Annotated in this window: 18 protein-coding genes; 7 read left to right on the forward strand and 11 right to left on the reverse strand. The window is 75.3% G+C overall.

The features are described from left to right. The 4 genes from QYM41_RS01730 to QYM41_RS01745 are packed head-to-tail and all read right to left on the reverse strand — an operon-like array spanning nucleotide 1 to nucleotide 4,812. Entirely contained in the window at nucleotides 1–1,392 is a 1,392-nt protein-coding gene (locus tag QYM41_RS01730) for a sulfate adenylyltransferase subunit 1 (RefSeq protein WP_368798003.1), read from the reverse strand. A 2-nt stretch (nucleotides 1,393–1,394) separates the two neighbouring features. After that, nucleotides 1,395–2,327 (reverse strand): sulfate adenylyltransferase subunit CysD, encoded by a 933-nt coding sequence (gene cysD / locus QYM41_RS01735; protein ID WP_368798004.1) that lies wholly within the window; start codon nucleotides 2,325–2,327, stop codon nucleotides 1,395–1,397. A 26-nt stretch (nucleotides 2,328–2,353) separates the two neighbouring features. Then, nucleotides 2,354–3,121: a phosphoadenylyl-sulfate reductase gene (locus QYM41_RS01740; protein ID WP_368798005.1), complete on the reverse strand. Its 768-nt coding sequence runs from the start codon at nucleotides 3,119–3,121 to the stop codon at nucleotides 2,354–2,356. Then, nucleotides 3,118–4,812 (reverse strand): nitrite/sulfite reductase, encoded by a 1,695-nt coding sequence (locus QYM41_RS01745; RefSeq protein WP_368798006.1) that lies wholly within the window; start codon nucleotides 4,810–4,812, stop codon nucleotides 3,118–3,120. The genes QYM41_RS01740 and QYM41_RS01745 overlap by 4 nt, the downstream gene beginning before the upstream one ends. A 252-nt stretch (nucleotides 4,813–5,064) precedes the next feature. Here QYM41_RS01745 and QYM41_RS01750 point away from each other — a divergent pair, with 252 nt between their 5' ends. Together QYM41_RS01750 and QYM41_RS01755 are read left to right on the forward strand one after the other, a co-directional pair. Then, nucleotides 5,065–6,534, forward strand: a complete 1,470-nt coding sequence (locus QYM41_RS01750) for an NCS2 family permease (RefSeq protein WP_368798007.1) — start codon at nucleotides 5,065–5,067, stop codon at nucleotides 6,532–6,534. A gap of 122 nt (nucleotides 6,535–6,656) precedes the next feature. Next, nucleotides 6,657–7,046 carry a YchJ family protein gene (locus tag QYM41_RS01755; RefSeq protein WP_368798008.1) on the forward strand — a complete coding sequence of 130 codons (390 nt, stop codon included), beginning with the start codon at nucleotides 6,657–6,659 and terminating at the stop codon, nucleotides 7,044–7,046. 4 nt (nucleotides 7,047–7,050) lie between these two features. Here QYM41_RS01755 and QYM41_RS01760 read toward each other — a convergent pair whose 3' ends face one another. The 3 genes from QYM41_RS01760 to QYM41_RS01770 all read right to left on the reverse strand — a co-directional run bounded on the left by QYM41_RS01760 (nucleotide 7,051) and on the right by QYM41_RS01770 (nucleotide 9,406). Beyond that, a complete protein-coding gene (locus QYM41_RS01760) occupies nucleotides 7,051–7,416 on the reverse strand; it encodes a VOC family protein (RefSeq protein ID WP_368798009.1) in 366 nt (121 codons plus the stop codon). A 9-nt stretch (nucleotides 7,417–7,425) separates the two neighbouring features. Beyond that, nucleotides 7,426–8,283 (reverse strand): SDR family NAD(P)-dependent oxidoreductase, encoded by an 858-nt coding sequence (locus QYM41_RS01765; RefSeq protein WP_368798010.1) that lies wholly within the window; start codon nucleotides 8,281–8,283, stop codon nucleotides 7,426–7,428. Between the two features lie 106 nt (nucleotides 8,284–8,389). Beyond that, nucleotides 8,390–9,406, reverse strand: a complete 1,017-nt coding sequence (locus tag QYM41_RS01770; protein ID WP_368798011.1) for an AraC family transcriptional regulator — start codon at nucleotides 9,404–9,406, stop codon at nucleotides 8,390–8,392. A 70-nt stretch (nucleotides 9,407–9,476) separates the two neighbouring features. Here QYM41_RS01770 and QYM41_RS01775 point away from each other — a divergent pair, with 70 nt between their 5' ends. The 5 genes from QYM41_RS01775 to QYM41_RS01795 all read left to right on the forward strand — a co-directional run bounded on the left by QYM41_RS01775 (nucleotide 9,477) and on the right by QYM41_RS01795 (nucleotide 15,769). Continuing rightward, entirely contained in the window at nucleotides 9,477–11,084 is a 1,608-nt protein-coding gene (locus QYM41_RS01775) for a flavin-containing monooxygenase (RefSeq protein WP_368798012.1), read from the forward strand. Beyond that, nucleotides 11,081–12,043 (forward strand): alpha/beta fold hydrolase, encoded by a 963-nt coding sequence (locus QYM41_RS01780; protein WP_368798013.1) that lies wholly within the window; start codon nucleotides 11,081–11,083, stop codon nucleotides 12,041–12,043. Before QYM41_RS01775 ends, QYM41_RS01780 begins: the two co-directional genes overlap by 4 nt. Nucleotides 12,044–12,299: 256 nt before the next feature. Continuing rightward, nucleotides 12,300–13,664 (forward strand): dihydrolipoyl dehydrogenase family protein, encoded by a 1,365-nt coding sequence (locus tag QYM41_RS01785; protein WP_368798014.1) that lies wholly within the window; start codon nucleotides 12,300–12,302, stop codon nucleotides 13,662–13,664. 92 nt (nucleotides 13,665–13,756) lie between these two features. Continuing rightward, the gene (locus tag QYM41_RS01790) at nucleotides 13,757–14,575 is read left to right on the forward strand and encodes an alpha/beta fold hydrolase (RefSeq protein ID WP_368798015.1); all 819 of its coding nucleotides are present in this window, start codon (nucleotides 13,757–13,759) and stop codon (nucleotides 14,573–14,575) included. Between the two features lie 144 nt (nucleotides 14,576–14,719). Continuing rightward, nucleotides 14,720–15,769 carry a helix-turn-helix domain-containing protein gene (locus QYM41_RS01795; protein ID WP_368798016.1) on the forward strand — a complete coding sequence of 350 codons (1,050 nt, stop codon included), beginning with the start codon at nucleotides 14,720–14,722 and terminating at the stop codon, nucleotides 15,767–15,769. Between the two features lie 125 nt (nucleotides 15,770–15,894). Here QYM41_RS01795 and QYM41_RS01800 read toward each other — a convergent pair whose 3' ends face one another. The 4 genes from QYM41_RS01800 to QYM41_RS01815 are packed head-to-tail and all read right to left on the reverse strand — an operon-like array spanning nucleotide 15,895 to nucleotide 18,530. Continuing rightward, nucleotides 15,895–16,794 carry a macrolide 2'-phosphotransferase gene (locus QYM41_RS01800; RefSeq protein WP_368798017.1) on the reverse strand — a complete coding sequence of 300 codons (900 nt, stop codon included), beginning with the start codon at nucleotides 16,792–16,794 and terminating at the stop codon, nucleotides 15,895–15,897. Further along, nucleotides 16,784–17,677: a spermidine synthase gene (locus QYM41_RS01805; RefSeq protein WP_368798018.1), complete on the reverse strand. Its 894-nt coding sequence runs from the start codon at nucleotides 17,675–17,677 to the stop codon at nucleotides 16,784–16,786. The genes QYM41_RS01800 and QYM41_RS01805 overlap by 11 nt, the downstream gene beginning before the upstream one ends. Continuing rightward, nucleotides 17,674–18,216 (reverse strand): GNAT family N-acetyltransferase, encoded by a 543-nt coding sequence (locus QYM41_RS01810; RefSeq protein WP_368798143.1) that lies wholly within the window; start codon nucleotides 18,214–18,216, stop codon nucleotides 17,674–17,676. Before QYM41_RS01810 ends, QYM41_RS01805 begins: the two co-directional genes overlap by 4 nt. Beyond that, on the reverse strand, nucleotides 18,213–18,530 hold the full coding sequence (locus tag QYM41_RS01815) for a thiamine-binding protein (protein ID WP_368798019.1): 318 nt from the start codon (nucleotides 18,528–18,530) through the stop codon (nucleotides 18,213–18,215). The genes QYM41_RS01810 and QYM41_RS01815 overlap by 4 nt, the downstream gene beginning before the upstream one ends. Nucleotides 18,531–18,709 lie beyond the last annotated feature (179 nt).

The following is an 18,709-nucleotide window of genomic DNA, read 5'->3' on the forward strand; positions in this document are numbered from 1 at the left end:
TCAGGCGTCCCGCACGAGCCCGGCGGCGAGCGTGTTGCCCGTGGCCGGGTCGACGACCAGGAAGGCGCCGGTGCGCCGCAGCCGGTCGTAGGGGTCGACGGGCAGCGGGGACGCCAACCGGAGCCGGACCCGCCCGATGTCGTTGAGCTCGAGGGTCGCGGCGTCCCGGAGCACGAGCTCCTCGAGGTCCAGCCGCCCCTCGAGCTCCTGCACCATGGCCTGGACCGTGGCCGCGCCGTGCTTGACGAGCACGCGGGCGCGGGGCTGCAGGGGCCGCTCGCCGAGCCACGCCACGGAGGCGACGAGGTCCTGGACGGGTTCCGGCAGCTCCGCGTCGGCGCTCGCCACGAGGTCGCCGCGGGCGATGTCGATGTCGTCGGCCAGCCGCAGGGTCACGGACAGCGGCGCCGCGGCCTCCGTCAGCTGCTCGCCGGGCAGGGGCGCCCCGGGGGCGGGCGCGGTGCCCGCCACGTCGATCCCCGTGACCGTGGTGCGCCGGCCCGCGGGCAGGACCACGACCTCGTCCCCGACCGCCACGGTGCCCGAGGCGATCTGGCCGGCGTAGCCCCGGTAGTCCCGCAGCGCCTCGGCGTCCGCGCCCGGCGCCGTCCCGCCCTGCGGGCGGATGACGTACTGGACGGGGAAGCGGAAGGGGCGCGCGGTGCCGCGGCCGGACTCGTCGACCGTGGGCAGCTCCTCGAGCACCCGCAGCAGCGGCCGCCCGGAGTACCACGGGGTCAGGGCGGAGGGCTCCACCACGTTGTCGCCCTCGAGGGCGGAGACCGGCACCACGTGCACGTCCTCCACCCCCAGCCGGGCGGCCACCGCGGTGGCGTCCGCGGCGACCCGGTCGAAGACCTCCTGGTCGTAGTCGACGAGGTCGATCTTGTTCACCGCGACCACCACGTGCGGCACGCGCAGCAGCGACACGACGGCCAGGTGCCGGCGGGTCTGCTCCACCACGCCGTGCCGGGCGTCCACGAGCAGCACGACGGCGTCGGCCGTCGAGGCGCCCGTGACCGTGTTCTTCGTGTACTGCACGTGCCCGGGGCAGTCGGCGAGGATGAAGGAGCGGCGGTCCGTGGCGAAGTAGCGGTAGGCCACGTCGATGGTGATCCCCTGCTCCCGCTCGGCGCGCAGGCCGTCGGTGAGCAGGGCGAGGTCGAGCCGGCCCGTGCCGCCGCCGAAGCCGCGCTCCGCGGAGGTGCGGCCCACGGCCTCGAGCTGGTCGGCGAGGATCGCCTTGGCGTCGTGGAGCAGCCGGCCCACCAGGGTGGACTTGCCGTCGTCGACGGAGCCGGCGGTCGCGAAGCGGAACAGCGACCCGGGGTCGATGGTGGGGACGTGCTCGGCCGCGGGGGCGGACCCGGTCACGGTGCTGGGGGAAGTCATGTCTAGAAGTACCCGTCCTTCTTGCGGTCCTCCATGGCGGCCTCGGAGATCCTGTCGTCCGCGCGGGTGGCCCCGCGCTCGGTGAGCGTGGACACGGCGACCTCGGCCACCACGTCGGCCACGGTGCGCGCCCCGGAGAGCACGGCGCCGGTGCAGGACATGTCCCCCACGGTGCGGTAGCGCACGGTCTGCCGCTCCACGGACTCGGTCTCCGCCGGCGCCGAGAACTCGCCCACGGCCATCCACATCCCGTCCCGGCGGAAGACGTCCCGCTCATGGGCGTAGTAGATGGGCGGCAGCTCGATGTTCTCGCGCTCGATGTAGCGCCAGATGTCCAGCTCGGTCCAGTTGCTGATGGGGAACGCCCGCACGTGCTGGCCGGGGGTGTGCCGGCCGTTGTACAGGTTCCACAGCTCGGGACGCTGGTTGCGCGGGTCCCACTGCCCGAACTCGTCGCGCAGGGACAGGATCCGCTCCTTCGCCCGGGCCTTGTCCTCGTCGCGGCGGCCGCCGCCGAACACGGCGTCGAACCTGTGCTCCGCGATGGCGTCCAGCAGCGGGAGGGTCTGCAGCGGGTTGCGGGTGCCGTCGGCGCGCTCGAGCAGCCGGCCGTCGTCGAGGTAGTCCTGCACGCTCGCCACGACCAGCCGCAGGCCGAGCCGCTCCACGGTGCGGTCCCGGAAGTCCAGGACCTCCGGGAAGTTGTGCCCGGTGTCCACGTGCAGCACGGGGAACGGGATCCGGCCGGGCCAGAAGGCCTTGGCGGCCAGGTGCAGCATGACCACCGAGTCCTTGCCGCCGGAGAAGAGCATGGCCGGGCGGTCGAACTCCGCCACGACCTCCCGCAGGATGTGGATGGACTCGGCCTCGAGCGCGTCGAGGCTGCTGTGCACGCCGGCCTCCGCGGAGGCCGGGGCGGTGGTGGGGGTGGTCACGTTCGCCTCCGTCGTCGTGGGTGCGCTCACAGGTGGATACCGCACTCGATCTTGTCCTGGCCCGCCCAACGGCCCGCGCGCGGGTCCTCGCCCGGGGCGGTGGGCCGCGTGCAGGGGGCGCAGCCGATGGAGAGGTAGCCCTCCGCCATCAGGGGGTTGGTGGGCACCCCGTGGTCCTGCGACCACTGGACCAGCTCGTCGAGGGTCCAGCGCACCATGGGGTTGACCTTGACGAGCTTGTGGGTCTCGTCGAAGGTCACCATCGGGGCGTTGGTGCGGGTCCAGGACTCGTCCCGGCGCACGCCGGTGAACCACACCTCGTAGCCCTCGAGGGACTTCTTCAGCGGCGCCACCTTCCGGATCGCGCAGCACAGGCCGGGGTCCCGTGCGAAGAGGTCCTTGCCGTGCTTCTCGTCCTGCTCGGCCACGGTGAGCTCCGGCAGGGCGTCCACCACGGTGATGTCGAGCATGTGCGCCACCGCGTCCCGGGTGCCGATGGTCTCCGGGAAGTGGTAGCCGGTCTCGAGGAAGAGCACGTCCACGCCGGGCAGCTGCTCGGCGACCAGGGCCGGGAGCACGGCGTCGGCCATCGAGCAGGCCACGGTGACGTTGCGCAGGTCGAAGTTCTCCGCGACCCAGCGGATCGCCTCCTCCGTGGAGGCCTCCCCCTCGGCCGGGACCTTCCCCTCGGCGTCGAGCTCGGCGTGCAGCGCGGCGGCGCCGGCGGCCGCGAGGTCGCGCAGCTGCTGCTCGTCCCGCAGGGCGGGGCGGGTGCCCGTGTCGGTGCCGGTCATGCCAGTTCACTCTCCTCGACCCGGTGGGTCCACTCGGCGAAGCTCTCGTCGTCGGTGCGCTGGGCCAGGAAGCGGCGGACCAGGCCCTCGACGTAGTCGGCGAGGTCGTCCTGGAACACCTTCAGCCCGCGCACGGTGCGGCCCACCCCGGCCTCGGCGCGGTCGTCGGCCGCGAGCCCGCCGCCCAGGTGCACCTGGTAGCCGGGCTTCTGCCCGCCGTCCTCGGTGGGCAGCAGCTGGCCCTTGAGCCCGATGTCCGCGGTCTGGATCCGGGCGCAGGAGTTCGGGCAGCCGTTGACGTGCATCGAGATGGGGTGGGGCAGCTCCACGCCGGCCAGCCGCCGCTCGAGCTCGTCGATGGTGTCCGAGGCGGCCTGCTTGGTCTCCACGATCGCGAGCTTGCAGTACTCGATGCCGGTGCACGCCACGGTCGCGCGGCGGAACGCGGAGGGCCGCGCCTGCAGGTCCAGGGCGTCGAGGTCGGCCACGACGCTCTCGACGTCGGCCTCCTCGATGTCGAGGAGCACGAGCTTCTGGTGCGGGGTGGTGCGCAGCCGGTCGGAGCCGTACTTCGCCATCAGCTCGGCCAGGGCGAGCAGCTTCGCCCCGGAGACCCGGCCCACGCGCGGGGCCACTCCGATGTAGAACCGGCCGTCCTTCTGCCGGTGCACGCCGATGTGGTCGCCCGGGGTGGCCGCCTTCTCCGGTGCGGGGCCGTCCGCGAGCTCGTAGCCCAGGTACTCGTCCTGGAGCACCTGCCGGAACTTCTCCGGCCCCCAGTCCTGGACCAGGAACTTCAGCCGGGCACGGTTGCGCAGCCGCCGGTAGCCGTAGTCGCGGAAGATGCTGGTGACGCCCTTCCACACCTCCGGGGCCTGCTCCTCGGTCACGAAGGCGCCCAGGCGCTTGCCGAGGAACGGGACCACGGACAGCGCCCCGCCGACCCACAGGTCGTAGCCGGGGCCGAGCTCGGGGTGGACCACGCCCACGAACGCGCAGTCGTTGATCTCGTGCACCACGTCCAGGGACGGGTGGCCGGTGATCGCGGTCTTGTACTTGCGCGGCAGGTTGGAGAACTCCGGGGAGCCGATCCAGGTGGACTTGATCCGCTCGATCACCGGGGTGGGGTCGATGATCTCGTCCGCGGCGATCCCGGCGAGCGGGGAGCCCAGGATCACGCGCGGCACGTCCCCGCAGGCCTCGGTCGTGTCCAGGCCCGCGTCCTCGAGCCGGCGCCAGATCTCCGGGACGTCCTCGACCCGGATCCAGTGGTACTGGATGTTCTGGCGGTCCGTGATGTCGGCCGAGTCCCGCGCGAAGTCCGCGGAGATCTGCCCGAGCACCCGCAGCTGCTCGCGGGTGAGCGCCCCGCCGTCGAGCCGGACGCGCATCATGAAGTACTCGTCCTCGATCTCGGCGTCGGACAGCGAGCCGGTCTTCCCGCCGTCGATGCCCGGCCTGCGCTGGGTGTAGAGGCCCCACCAGCGGAAGCGCCCGTGCAGGTCCTGCGGGTCGATGGAGGCGAAGCCGTGCTTCGAGTAGACCTCCTCGATCCGGGTGCGCACGTTGAGCCCGTCGTCGGCCTGCTTGAAGACCTCGTTGGGGTTCAGGGGGTCCCGGCCGTCGACCTTCCACTGCCCCTCGGGCTTCGGCTTCCGGGCAGCGCGGGGCGCGCGCGTCGTCTGTGTCATGGCATCGATTGTTCGCGCGCGCCGGGGGACAGTCACGCCCGTCGTCACAAACCGCCACGAACCGTCGTTCCGGGACACGGGGGTGGACACGGGGATCGAAATGTGCAATCCGATCCGGGCCCGTCCCGCCCGGACGGGACGGGCCCGGACGCGGACGGGTAGGGTCGTCCCGGTGGCAACGGCGCCGCCGTCAGCCCGGGAGCGCGCCTCGTGCAGTCGCGCTCCCTCCCGTCGAGTGCCTGAAGGACCACCATGGCATCCTCCGCTTCCGTCTCCACGGAGACTTCCTCCGGCCCGCCGCGCAACGGCCTGGACCGCTTCTTCAAGATCAGCGAGCGCGGCTCCACGGTGACGAGCGAGGTCCGCGGCGGCGTGGCGACGTTCATCGCGATGAGCTACATCGTGGTGCTCAACCCGCTGATCCTCGGCTACGGCCCGGACGGCGCCGGCAACGTCCTGGGCGGGGAGCGCGTCGCCGCCGTGACGGCGCTCGTCGCCGGTGTGCTGACCATCCTGATGGGCGTCGTGGCCCGGGCGCCCTTCGCGATCGCCACCGGTCTGGGCGTCAACGCGTTCCTCGCGGTGACGATCGTGACCACCCCGGAGCTGACGTGGCCCCAGGTGATGGGCCTGGTGGTGTGGGCCGGGCTGATCATGTTCGTCCTGGTGCTCACCGGCTTCCGCACCGCCGTGTTCAACGCCGTGCCGGCGTCCCTGAAGACCGCCATCGTGGTGGGCATCGGCCTGTTCATCGCGCTGATCGGATTCGTGAACGCCGGGTTCGTGCGCCGCATCCCGGACGCCGCCGGCACCACCGTGCCCGTGCAGCTCGGGAACGGCGGGACGCTGCTGGGCTGGCCCATGCTGACGTTCGTGGTGGGCCTGCTCCTGACCGTGGCCCTCATCGTCCGCAACGTCCGTGGCGCCATCCTGATCGCCGTGGTCGCCACCACGATCCTCGCCCACGTGCTCGAGGCGGTCGTGCCGTCCGGGTCCTCGGTGGACGCCCCCACCGGGTGGGCCCTCGTCGTGCCCGCCGCTCCCACCTCGTTCGTGGCGCTGCCCGACCTGTCCCTCGTGGGCTCGGCCGCCCCGCTCGAGGCCTTCCAGAGCCTCGGGGCCCTCGCCGCCGCGCTGCTGATCTTCACGATCCTGCTCTCGATCTTCTTCGACGCGATGGGCACCATGGTGGGGCTCTCCCAGCAGGCCGGCCTGGTGGGCCGCAACGGGCAGATCCAGAACGTGGACAAGATCCTGCTGGTGGACGCCGCGGGGGCGATCGCGGGCGGCGCGGGCTCGGTGTCCTCGAACCAGATCTTCGTGGAGTCCTCCACCGGCATCGCCGACGGCGCCCGCACCGGCCTGGCCAACGTGGTCACCGGCGCGCTGTTCCTGCTCGCGATGTTCATCACCCCGCTGGTCAACGTGGTGCCCTTCGAGGCCGTGGCCCCGGCCATGGTGGTGGTCGGCTTCCTCATGGCCAAGCAGGTCGTGCGCATCGAGTGGGACGACTGGGGCCTGTCCGTGCCCTCGTTCCTGACGTTCGCCGTCATGCCGTTCACCTACTCGATCGCGGACGGCATCGGCGCGGGCTTCGTCTCCTACGTCTTCATCCGCCTCGTGCAGGGCCGCGGCAAGGAGGTCCACCCGCTGATGTATGTCGTGGCGGCGGCCTTCGTGGTCTTCTTCGGCAAGGGCGTGGTGGAAGGCTGGATGCCCTGACTCCCTCCCCTCCCCCTCCCCTCACCTTTCCCGCGAGGTGGCACGTGACGGCCACCGGACGCGCTCCGGTGGCCGTCACGGGCAACCTCGGCATTCGGGGTGGGGTGGGGGAGGATCGGGGCATGATCGACGACGACGCCCGCTGCCCCTGCGGCACCGGGGAGACCTACGGGGCGTGCTGCGGCCGGTTCCACGGCGGCCGGCCGGCGCCCACGGCGGAGCTGCTCATGCGCTCCCGGTTCAGCGCCTTCGCCGCGGGCGACGAGGCCTACCTGCTGGCCACGTGGCACCCGGACACCCGGCCGCCGGCCGTGGGCCTGGACCCCGCGCTGCGCTGGACCCGGCTGGACGTGCACGGCACCGCGGGCGGCGGCCCCTTCGAGGACGATGGGTGGGTGGACTTCACCGCCCACTGGCGCGCCGCGGACGGCTCCCGGGGCGCCCAGCGGGAGAACTCGCGGTTCCGCCGCCAGGACGGCCGGTGGTACTACGTGGACGGTGTGCCCGGCTGAGCGCTCACCCGTCCTCGTGGTCGGAGAGCACGCAGAACTCGTTGCCCTCCGGGTCAGCCAGCACCACCCAGGTCACCTCCGGGCCCTGGCCCACGTCCACGCGGCGGGCACCGAGGGACTCGAGGCGCGCGACCTCCGCGTCCTGGCCGGTGCCCACGGCCCGCAGGTCCAGGTGCAGCCGGTTCTTGACCGTGCGCGGCTCGGCGACGAGCACGAAGTCCAGGTGCGGGCCGCCGCCCCCGGCGGGCACGATCCCCACGTAGCCCTCGGCCTCCCCGTGGACCACGTAGTCCAGGGCGGCGCACCAGAAGCGGGCGAGGGCGTCGGGGTCGCGGCAGTCGACGACGACGGCGGACAGCGTGCTGCTCATGCGCCCAGCCTAGGCCCGGCGCCGCCGCCCGGGAAGGCGCTGCAGGAGCCGCGGCGCGTGCCGCAGGACGGGCCAGTAGGAGCCCGGCAGCAGCCGCGCCACGAGGTCCGGCAGCACCGCGCTGGGGGCCACGACCAGCCGGCCCCGGCGCCGCTCCACGGCCCCGAGGATGTCCGCGGCCGCCCGCTCGGCCGGATAGCTCAGCAGCGCGGCGAACTCCGCCCGGTCCTTCCGGGCACGCTCCTCGGGCACGGCGGCCGGGATGCGGGCCGTCTCGGCGATCCGGGTCCGGACCCCTCCGGGGTGGACCACGGTGACCCCCACCCGGCCGGCCAGCTCGTGGCGCAGGCCCTCGGTGAAGCCGCGGAGGGCGAACTTGCTCGCGGAGTAGGCGACCTGCCCCGGCGGGGCGATGAGGCCGAACAGGCTGGAGAGGTTGACGAGGTGGCTGCCGGGGGCGGCGAGCAGGGCCGGCAGCAGCTCGCGGGTGAGCACCACGGGCGCCCGGAAGTTGATGTCCATGAGCCAGTCGAACTCCTCGGCGGAGACCTGCTCGAAGGACCCGCCCAGGCCCACCCCCGCGTTGTTGACCAGCAGGTCGATCCGCGGGTACTCGGCCCGGATCCGCCCGGCCACCCGCGGCAGCGCGCCCAGATCGGCCAGGTCGGCGACGACCGCGCGCACCGGCAGCCGCGGGTGCTCCGCGCGGATCGCCCCGGCGACGGACTCGAGCCCGGCGGCGTCCCGGTCGAGGAGCACCAGGTGGGTGCCGCGGGCGGCGAGGCCGCGGGCCAGCTGCTCGCCGATGCCGGAGGCGGCGCCGGTCAGCACCGCGGTGGCGCCGGGGAAACGGAAGGGTGCGGACACGGTCTGCTCCTGGGGTCGTGGATCGGGCTCCGGACTCCAGTGTGCGGCCCGCGCCGCCGTGGCCGCTTGACCTGCCGCGACAGGAAGTTGACGCGCGGCGACACGGTCAGCCGGCCGGGACGCCCTCGCGGCGCACGGTCCGTGGCGGCACGCCCCACCAGCGGCGGGCGCAGCGGGTGAGGGCCGAGGACTCCGAGAGCCCCACCAGCCCGGCGATCCGGCCGAGGGGGACGTCGGTGGTGGTGAGCCAGCGCAGGGCCGCGCTGCGCCGCGCCTCGTCGAGGACGGCGCCGAACGTGGTGCCCTCCTCGGCCAGCCGGCGCTGCAGGGTGCGGGGGTGGAGCTCCAGCACCCGGGCCACGGCCCCGATCTCCGGGGCCGTGGTGCCGAGCAGCTGCACCAGCACGCCCCGGACGCGGGGCGCCCACGCGGAGCCGGACCCGGGGAGCTGGGTGTCGAGGAAGGCCAGCGCCACCTGCCGGACCCCGGCGTCCCCGTGCAGCGGCCGGGCGAGCGTGCTCGTGGGGATCCGCAGCAGGACCTCGGGGCGGCCGGTGCGCACGGGCGCCCCGAAGAAGCGCTCGTAGGCCCGCAGCGGCGCCGAGGGCCGGTGGGCCAGCTCCACGGTGCGCAGCCCGTAGCTCCCGCCCACGAGGGAGCTCAGGGCCCGGTGCAGCAGCCCCAGGCCGAGGTCGGTGCCCTGCGGGCTGCCGCGGCCGGGGTCCCCGGCGGCCGCGCCGTAGCGCACCGCGGTCACCCCGCGGGCGCCGTAGGGGTCCGGCACCAGCGCCAGATCGAGGGACGGGGCGTGGACGAAGAGGTAGCGGGAGGTGCACTCCAGGGCGTCGCGCACCGTCTCGGAGTGCCGGGCGGCGAGCGCGAGCGGACCGAGCACGCCCGGGTCCTGGCGGGCGGCCACCCGCAGCCCCAGGTCGGGGCAGCCCAGTTCCCGGGCGGCCGTCTCGAGCACCCGCCCCACGGCCCGCTCCGGCACCAGGAGGTCGTCGGTGTCCAGGGCGGCCCGCGGCAGGCCGGCGGCGTCGGCCAGGGCCTCGGCGCTGCCGCCGAGCTCCGCGACCGCGGCGCGGAAGCCCCGCAGACCCGCGGACCGGATGACCGTCATGTCGCCCAGGGTCAAGCACCTGTCGCACCACGTCAAGTCTTCTCCCGGGTCCGCGGGTGATCCTGGACCCATGCCAGCACCCTCCACCACCAGCACACCGCCCGGTGAGCTCCCCGACGGGACCCCCGGCACGATCTCCGGCGACTCCCCCGAAGAGGTCCCCGGCACGCCGTCCGCGGGGACCGACCACCGGGACGTCGTCGTCGTGGGGGCGGGCCTGTCCGGTGTCGGCGCTGCCTGCCGCCTGCAGACCGAGTGCCCCGAGCTGTCCTACGCCGTGCTCGAGGCCCGGGACGACCTGGGCGGGACCTGGGACCTGTTCCGCTATCCGGGCGTGCGCTCCGACTCCGACATGTTCACGCTCGGCTACGCGTTCAAGCCGTGGCGGGACGCGCGGTCCATCGCCGACGGCCCGTCGATCCTCGCGTACATCCACGAGACGGCGGAGGAGTTCGGCATCGGCCGTCACCTCCGCCTCCGCACCAGAGTGGTCTCGGCCGACTGGTCCGGCGCCGAGCAGCGCTGGACCCTCGGCCTCGAGGTCCGGGGCGAGGACGGGGCCGTGCACCGGCGCACCATGACGTGCTCGTTCCTGTACTCGTGCGCCGGCTACTACGACTACGACCGCGGCCACGACCCCGCCCTGCCCGGCCTGGAGGACTTCCGGGGCCGGGTGGTGCACCCGCAGTTCTGGCCCGAGGACCTGGACTGGGCCGGCCGGCGCGTGCTGGTGGTCGGCAGCGGCGCCACCGCGGTGACCCTGGTGCCGGCCATGGCCGCCGAGGCCGCGAGCGTGACGATGCTGCAGCGCTCCCCCACGTGGATCAGCGCCGTGCCCGGCCGGGACAGGCGGGCGGACGCGCTGCGCCGGGTCCTGCCCGCGGGCCCCGCCCACCGGATCATCCGCGCCAAGAACATCCTGTTCAGCACGGCCGTGTACCAGTTCTGCCGGCGCCGCCCGGCCGCGGCCCGGCGGTTCTTCACGTCGCGCGCCGCCCGCGCGCTCGGCTCGGAGGAGCTCGTGGCCGAGCACTTCACCCCGTCCTACGACCCGTGGGACCAGCGGCTGTGCGCGGTGCCGAACGCGGACCTGTTCAAGGCCCTGCGGACGGGGCGGGCGGAGGTGGTCACCGACACGGTCGACACGTTCGTGCCCGAGGGCGTCCGGCTGAGCAGCGGCCGGGTCCTCGACGCCGACCTCGTGGTCACCGCCACGGGCCTGCGGCTGATCCCGTTCGGCGGGATCGCCCTGACCGTGGACGGGACGCCGGTGGAGCTGTCCGAACGGTTCGTGTGGAACGGCGCGATGCTCACCGGCGTGCCGAACTTCGCGCTGTGCATCGGCTACACCAACGCGTCCTGGACCCTGCGCGCCGACCTCACCCACCGGCTCGTGTGCAAGGTGCTGCGGCACCTGCGGCGCCACGACGCGGGGGCCGTGGTGCCGCGCGCGCGCCGGGACATGGCCGAGCACCCGCTGCTCGACCTGAGCTCGGGCTACGTCCGGCGCGCGATCGGCGCCTTCCCGCGCCAGGGCGACCGGCACCCGTGGCGGGTGCGGCAGAACTACCTGCTGGACTCCGCGACCACCCTGCGCACCCCGCTGTCCCGGACCCTCGACCTCGTCCCCCGCACCGCGGCCCGCCGCGGCGCCCGCCCGCAGGAGGCCCGCGCATGACCGACCGGCACGCCGCGCACCGCGCTCCGGACGTCCACGGCGCGCAGGTGCCCGCCGTGGACGTCCCCGCCGCGTCGCCGCACGCCACGACGACGGTGGAGGTCGCCGGCCGCCCCGTGCGCATCCGCCTCTCGGGTCCCGCGGAGGCCCCGCCGGTCGTGCTGCTGCACGGCATCGGCCGGTCCCTGGAGGACTGGACGGACGCCCACGAGCTGCTCGCGCGGGACCACCGGGTGCTCAGCACGGACCTCCCCGGCTTCGGGCTCACCCCCGCCGGCGCGGAGAAGCCGGGGCTCGGGACGTTCGCCCGCGCCGTGGTCGGCGTGCTCGACGCCCTCGGGGAGCACCGGCCGGTGCACCTCATGGGCAACTCCCTGGGCGGCGCCGTGGCCATGACGGTGGCCGCCGAGCACCCCGAGCGGGTCGCGGGGCTGCTGCTCGCCGGCAGCGCCGGGTTCGGCCGGGAGGCCAACGTCTCCCCGCTGCCCATGGTGTGGGCCGCCCTGTCGCGGATGCCGGTGGTGGGCCCCCGGTTCCGGCCCCTGGCGAGGGCGGCCGCGGTGCGCTCCCACCAGGACTGCTTCTTCGACCCCGCCCTGGCCACTCCGGAGCGGCTCCGGCACGCGGCGCTGGTGGGCTCCCAGCCGGACTTCCGGGCCACGTTCCTGGGCACCTACCGCAGCATCGGGCTGCCGGTGGTCGGGGTGCTCCCGGGGTGGCGGCGGGCCCTCCTGGAGCGGGTGCGGGCGTCGGGGCTGCCCGTGCTCGTGGTGTGGGGCGAGGAGGACGCCGTGCTGCCCGCCCACCACGCGGAGGCCGCGGCCGCGGCCCTGCCGCAGGCCCGGCTGCACGTCCTCCCGGAGACCGGCCACATGCCGCAGATCGAGCGGACCGAGGAGCTGGTGGCGCTGGCCCGGGAGTTCGTGGCCTCGGTGGAGGCCTCCCGCCCGCCCCGCTGAGCTGCCGCTCCCCGGCGCACCCGGCCCGGGCAGGCCCGGCCCCAGCCTGCCCCCGCCCCGGTTCCGTCCCGGCCTGCCCGGCCCTGCCCCGGTCCCGTCCCGGCCGGCCCGGCGCCGTCGCACCCCGCCCGGCACCGGTCCCGCCCCGCCGTGCGGGGACGGTGCAGACTGGGTCGAGACCTGCCGGCCCGGAGGCCGGGCCGGCAGGAACGGGAGCACGGAGGCAGCGATGCCGGGCAGAGGAGGAGGCACGGGAATGAGCGAGCACTTCGACGTGGCGGTGGTGGGCATGGGCCCCGGCGGTGAGGTCGCGGCCGGTCGCCTGATCGCGGCCGGCCGGCGGGTCGCGGTCCTGGAGCGGGAGCTGATCGGCGGGGAGTGCGCCTACTGGGCGTGCGTGCCCTCCAAGACGGTGCTGCGGCCGGCGGAGGTCCGCACCGAGGCCCGGAGGGCCGCCGGGATCTCCGGGGCGGACCCGGACTGGGCCCGGGCCCGGGAGTACCGCGACGTCATGGCCCGGGGACTGGACGACTCCGCCCAGGCCGAGAGCTACACCGGCCAGGGGGCGACCGTGATCCGGGGAGAGGCCCGCCTCACCGGGCCGGGACGGATCCGGGTGGGCGAGCGGGAGATCACCGCCGAGCACGTCGTCCTCGCCACGGGCTCCGAGGCCGTCGTCCCGCCGATCGAGGGACTCGAGGAGATCACCGCCTGGACGAACCGGGAGACCTACACCACCCGCGAGCTGCCGGGGCGCGCGGTGGTCGTCGGCGGCGGCGCGGTCGGGGTGGAGACGGCCACGTTCCTGGCCGGCTTCGGGGTCGAGGTCACGCTCGTCCACCGGGGCCCCCGCCTCATGGGGCGGGAGGAGCCGCGGGTCGGCGAGCTCCTGCGCGGGTACCTGGCCGAGGCCGGGGTGGACGTCCGCCTGGAGACCTCCGCCACCGCGGCGCGGCGCGCGGGGGAGGACAGCGTCCTGGCCCTCGACGACGGGACCGAGGTCGCGGCCGACGTCGTGATCTTCGGCACCGGCCGCCGGCCCCGCACCCAGGGCCTCGGCTGCGAGGACGCCGGGGCGCGGCTGGGCGAGCACGGCGAGGTGCTCGTGGACGAGCACTGCCGCGCCGCCCCGAACCTGTGGGCGATCGGCGACGTCACGGGCGTCATGCCGTTCACCCACGTGGCCAAGTACCAGGGGCGGATCGTCTCCGACGCCGTCCTCGGCCGCCCGCGCCCGGCCGGCTACGAGGGCATCCCGCGGGTGGTGTTCGCCGACCCCGAGGTCGCCGCCGCCGGGCTGACCGCCGAGCAGGCGGCGCAGGCCGGGATCCGCACGGCGGCCGTGGAGCTGGACCTGGCGCAGTCCCTGGCCCGGCCCTGGACCTACGAGCAGGACCCGCGAGGACACCTGGGGCTGCTCGCCGACGCGGACCGGGACGTGCTGATCGGGGCGTGGGCGGTGGGCCCGATGGCCGGCGAGTGGATCCACCAGGCGTCCCTGGCCATCCGCACGCGGCTGCCGCTCGCGGTGCTGCGGGACCAGGTCGCCCAGTTCCCCACCTACCACGAGGCCTACCAGGCCGCCCTGGACGAGCTCGACGTCCCGGGGAAGGATCGGTGAGGACGCCCCTCCCCGGCCCGGGGGCGGGACGTGGCGCACGGTCAGCCCCGGCCCCGGGGCGGACCCGGACCGACCCGACGAGAGGACCCTCGATGGAGCACCCTGTGGACCGCCGGCAGATCGAGGTCGACGGCACCGAGCTGTCGTACCTGACCTCCGGCCACGCCCGGGACCGTCCCCTCCTGCTGCTGCACGGCACCTTCTGGAGCCGGGTCTGGCAGCCCGTGCTGCCGGCCCTGGGCCGGATCCGGCGGTGCATCGCCCTGGACCTGCCGGGGTTCGGCCGGAGCGCCGGGGAGCTCGATCCCGGCCGCGCGTCCGTCCCGGCGCTGGCCCGCACGGTGCTGGACGCCGCCGACGCCCTGGGCGTGGAGGACTTCGACCTGGCCGGGCACGACATCGGCGGCGGCATCGCCCAGCACCTGGCCGCGACCGGCGACCGCGTGCACAGGATGGTGCTGATGAACTCGGTGGCGTTCGACTCCTGGCCGGTCCCGGCGGTCGAGCGCTTCCGGGACCCCGAGGTCCGGGCGGCCACCACGGTCGAGGACCTGCTGGAGGCCCGGGAGGCGTCCACGCGCCGCAGCACGCTGCGCCGGCTCGGCGACGACGAGCTGGCCGACTACCTCTCCCCCTGGCGCGAACCGACCCGGGTCCGGTCCTGGACGGCCATGGCGGCCGCCGCCGACCCCCGCTGGACCCTCGACATCGTGCCCGCGCTGCAGCGCAAGGCCCTGCCGACCCGCCTGGTCTGGGGCCGCGAGGACGAGTTCCAGCGGATCGGGTTCGCACGGCGCTACGTCGAGGAGATCCCCGGCGCGGACCTGGTCGAGGTGGCGGGCAAGCACATCCCCACCGAGGACTCGCCCCGGGAGGTCGCCGACGCGATCATCGGCCACCTCGACGGCTAGAGGGACCGCGGGCAGGTCACCGGAGGACCCGCGGCGACACACGAGCGGTCCGCACTTGTCCCCGGGCGCCGGACGTTCCTAGGGTGGGGGACCCAGGTCGAGAGAACGGCTGTGGTGTTCACCATGCCCACGGAGGTCGTCCCGATGTCTGCTCCTGTTCCCGGCCCCTCCTCCGCCCTGCCCGGGGACGCTCCGCACCTGCCCGGGGACGCTCCGCAGCCGCCCGGGCCCACCGGGGATCCCCCGCCGGACCGGCGCCGGCGCTTCCGCACCCAGGACGTCGAGGAGGGTCTGGGCATCCTCGAGGAGGTCTACAACGCCCGGGAGCTGCGCGTGGTCCCCGGCACGCCGTTCTCCCTCACCCAGGCGGTCACCGCCGTGGAGGACGTGCACCTCGAGCGGGCCCGGCTGACGGGCGCTCCCGCCGCGGCGACGATCGACGCCACCGGCACCATCCGCGTGGCCCAGCTCCTGGGCGGGCACCTGGCCTTCACGGACTCCACCCGCACGGAGCCCGGCCCCGCGCCGTTCCTGCTCCCGCAGCAGGCCTACGACTGCCGCTGGACCGACATCGACCTGGGGACCGTGGCCCTGGACGCCTCGGCCGTGGCCGCCCACGCCTCGGGGCTGCTCGGGATCGAGGGCTTCACTCCGCGCTTCACCGGTGACCGCCCGGTGAGCCCTGCCATGGCCCGCTACTGGTGCCGCACCCTCGCCCACGCCGGCCGGGACCTCATGGCCGACGAGCAGGCCATGGCGGTGCCCCTGCTGCGCGGCGAGGTCTTCCGCACCGTGGCGACCGCGCTGCTGCACACGTTTCCCGGCACGTTCCTGGAACCCCGCCACGCCCACGTCCCGGAGCCGCCCGCGCCGGCGGGGGTGCGGCGGGCCGTGGCGTTCATGGAGGAGCACCTGGCCGAGGACATCGACCTGGCCCGGGTCGCGGCGGCCGCCCGGATGAGCCCGCGCGGCCTGCAGGCGGCCTTCCGGAGGGCGCACGGCACGACCCCGATGGGCCACCTGCGGGGGCTGCGCCTCGAGGCGGTGCACGCAGAGCTGGTGGCCGCCTCCCCCTCGAGCGGCGCCACCGTGGCCGCCGTCGGGGCCCGGTGGGGCTTCGCCCACCCCGGGCGGATGGCGGCCGCCTACCGGGAGCGGTACGGCCGGTCCCCTGCCGCCACGCTGCACGGCTGAGACCGCGTCCGCCGGCTCAGGTCCGGAGGGCCGTCTCCGCCGGTCCGCCGTCGACGTCGGCGCGGGCGTCCTCCACGTGCCTCACGGTGTGCTCGCGAATGGCGCTCAGGCGTGGCCCGGACAGCTCAGGGGCGCAGCCGGGCGGCGGCGGCCGCCCGGTGCCCGGGCTCCCCGGAGGTCAGGGCGAAGATGGCGTAGGCGAGGGGGCCGGTGGCCACGAGGGCCTCGCAGCGCTCGGCGAGGCGGGGTTCGTGGCGGCCGGTGAGCTCCTCGTAGGCGCGCACGGTCAGCGCGAAGGACCCGGGCGGGGCGATCAGGTGCTGGTACATGAAGTCCACGGCCGGGTCGCCGACCCGGGCCGTAGTCCAGTCCAGGACGGACAGGACCCGGCTGCCGGCGTCGAGCAACAGGTGGGCGGGATAGAGCTCTCCGTGCGTGAGGACGGTGCTGCGCGGCCACAGGCCGTCGTCGTCGAGCCATCCCCGCCACCGGGCCAGGAGCTCCGGGGAGACGTCGAACTCCCCGAGCACCCGTTCGAGATCGGCCGCCCACCGGCGGCGCACCTGCTCGGGGGTCTCGACGGGGACCCCCGCGGAGGCGGCCGCGGTGGGGTCGAGGCCGTGGAGGGACGCGACGACCTCCGCCAGGGACCGGGCGTACTCCGGGGAGGAGGTGTCGTAGTGCCAGACCGGCTGTCCCGCGGCGTCGAGGCTGAGGCCGGGCCGGCCGGGCAGCAGCGGATAGCCGACGAGGTCCGGGCCGGAGATCCGCCAGTCGGGGACGGCGACGGCGAGCCGGGGGCGCACGAAGTCGAGGATGCGCCGCTCCTCGGCCACCTTCGCCGCGACGTCGGGGCGGCGCGGGATCCGCAGCACCCACTGCTCGCCGGTCCCGGAGGCGGCCGCGAACGCCACCCGGTAGTCCAGTCCCGCCTCGTTGAACCGGACGCTGCCCGGTTCCAGGTCCAGGCCGTGCCGCAGGGCGAGCGCACGCACGTCCTGCCCGGTCACCGGGTCAGGCGCCACGGCGCTCCCCCGAGCTCGCGGGGTCGCGGCGCGGCGGGGTGCCGCCCACGAACGAGCGCACCCACGCCGCGTCCTTGTACTGGGCGGGCACCGCGCCGCCGAGCAGCTCCCGGCCCAGCGCGGCCGCCGCGGGCGAGCCCTCCGGCGGCAGCGGTGCCGAGGAGGCGGCCAGCACGATGTTGCCGTAGCGGCGGCCCTTGAGCATCGCCGGGTCCGCCACCGCGGCGACGTGCTCGAACACCTCGGACAGCGCGGCGAGCTCGGCGCGGGCCCCGGCCAGGTCCCGGGTGTCGCCGCAGTTGAGCACGTACAGCCCGCCGGGGGCCAGGACGCGGGCCACGTGCCGGGCGAACTCGACCGTGGTGAGGGGCTCGGGGGTCACGGCGCCGGCGAAGACGTCGCGGACCACGACGTCCCGGGTGGCGGGGCTCAGCGACTCCGTGACGGCCCGGGCCTCCCCCGCCCGGATCCGCAGCAGCGGGGCGCGCGGGAGGTCGAACCACTCCCGGACCAGCTCGGCCAGCCGGCCGTCCAGCTCGACCACGACCTGCCGCGCCGCGGGGTGGACGTGGGCGAGGTACCGGGCCAGGGAGCAGGCCCCGCCGCCGAGGTGCAGCACCCGCAGCCGCTCCGCGTCCTGGTGGGCGTCCACGTGGGCGTCCACGAGCGCGGCGATCCAGCGCATGTACTCGAAGTCGAGCCGCTCGGGGTGCTCCGGGTCCACGTGGGAGGAGGGCACGCCGTTGACGTGCAGCACCCAGGAGCCGGGGGCGTAGGGGTCGGGCACGAGCTCGGCGGTGCCGGTCGAGATCTCGTAGGACCCGGCCGCGGGGCCGGAGGGAGCGGCGGGCGCCGGGCGCGAGCGGCGGGACGCCCGGCTCACGCGGTCCCCGTCCGCAGCATCCGGTGCATGTGCTGCCCGGCCCAGGGTCCGCCGGCGGGCCAGGACTCGGCCAGGGCCCGGAAGTCGTGCCGGACGTAGAAGCGCTCGGCACGGGTGTTGCCGGCCATGATCCACAGGTACGCGTCCGCGGGGCCGATGGCGGACTCGAGCAGGGCCGCGCCCAGGCCCGTGCCGTGGGCGGACCGCAGCACGTAGAGCTGGAACAGCTGCAGCGGGACGGGCGGGGCGGGCACCCCGGCCCGCTCCTCCCAGGCCGCGGGGGCCGGGCCGGCGGAGACCAGGCCGAGGGCGGCGCCGTCGTCACCGACCGCGAGGAGGGTCCGCACGTCCGGGTCGGCGAGGAGGGCGCGGTCGCCGGCGGCGGTGCGCTCGGCCGCGGCCTGCTGCCGGTCGGCGAAGGCGTTCCCGAAGAGCGGGCGGTAGGTCTCGTCGAGGCAGCGCAGGTGCAGGGCGGACCAGGCCCCGGCGTCGGCCGGTCCGGCGGTCCGCAGCCGGACCGCCGCGGGGGCAGCGTTCAGGACTCGATCGCCTGCCGCCGGATCGCGGCCTCGAGGCGCTCGACCTTGCCCTGCAGCTCGCCCGTGCGGCCGGGGCGGATGTCGGCCTTGAGCACCAGGGAGACCCGGGGCCCGTAGTGGCCCACGGCCTCGGTGGCGCGCTTGACGACGTCCATGACCTCGTCCCACTCGCCCTCGATCGTGGTGAACATGGCGTCGGTCTCGTGCGGCAGGCCGGACTCGCGGACCACGCGGACGGCGGCGGCGACGGCGTCGTGGACGGAACCGCTCGGGTTCTCGCCCCCGGACGGGGAGACGGAGAAGGCAACCAGCATGGCCCCATCCTCCCACCCGGCGGCGCCCGGGTGAACCCCGGGGCACGACGACGGCCCCGCCGCCACGCGGAGGACGTGGCGGCGGGGCCGGACGCGGGCCCGGTGCACCGGCCCCGAGGAACGGCACCGAGGACCGGCCCAGGGGATCAGCCCAGGGGATCAGCCCAGGGGATCAGCCC

The sequence above is a fragment of the Kocuria oxytropis genome, assembly GCF_040981195.1.
GTDB lineage: Bacteria > Actinomycetota > Actinomycetes > Actinomycetales > Micrococcaceae > Kocuria > Kocuria oxytropis.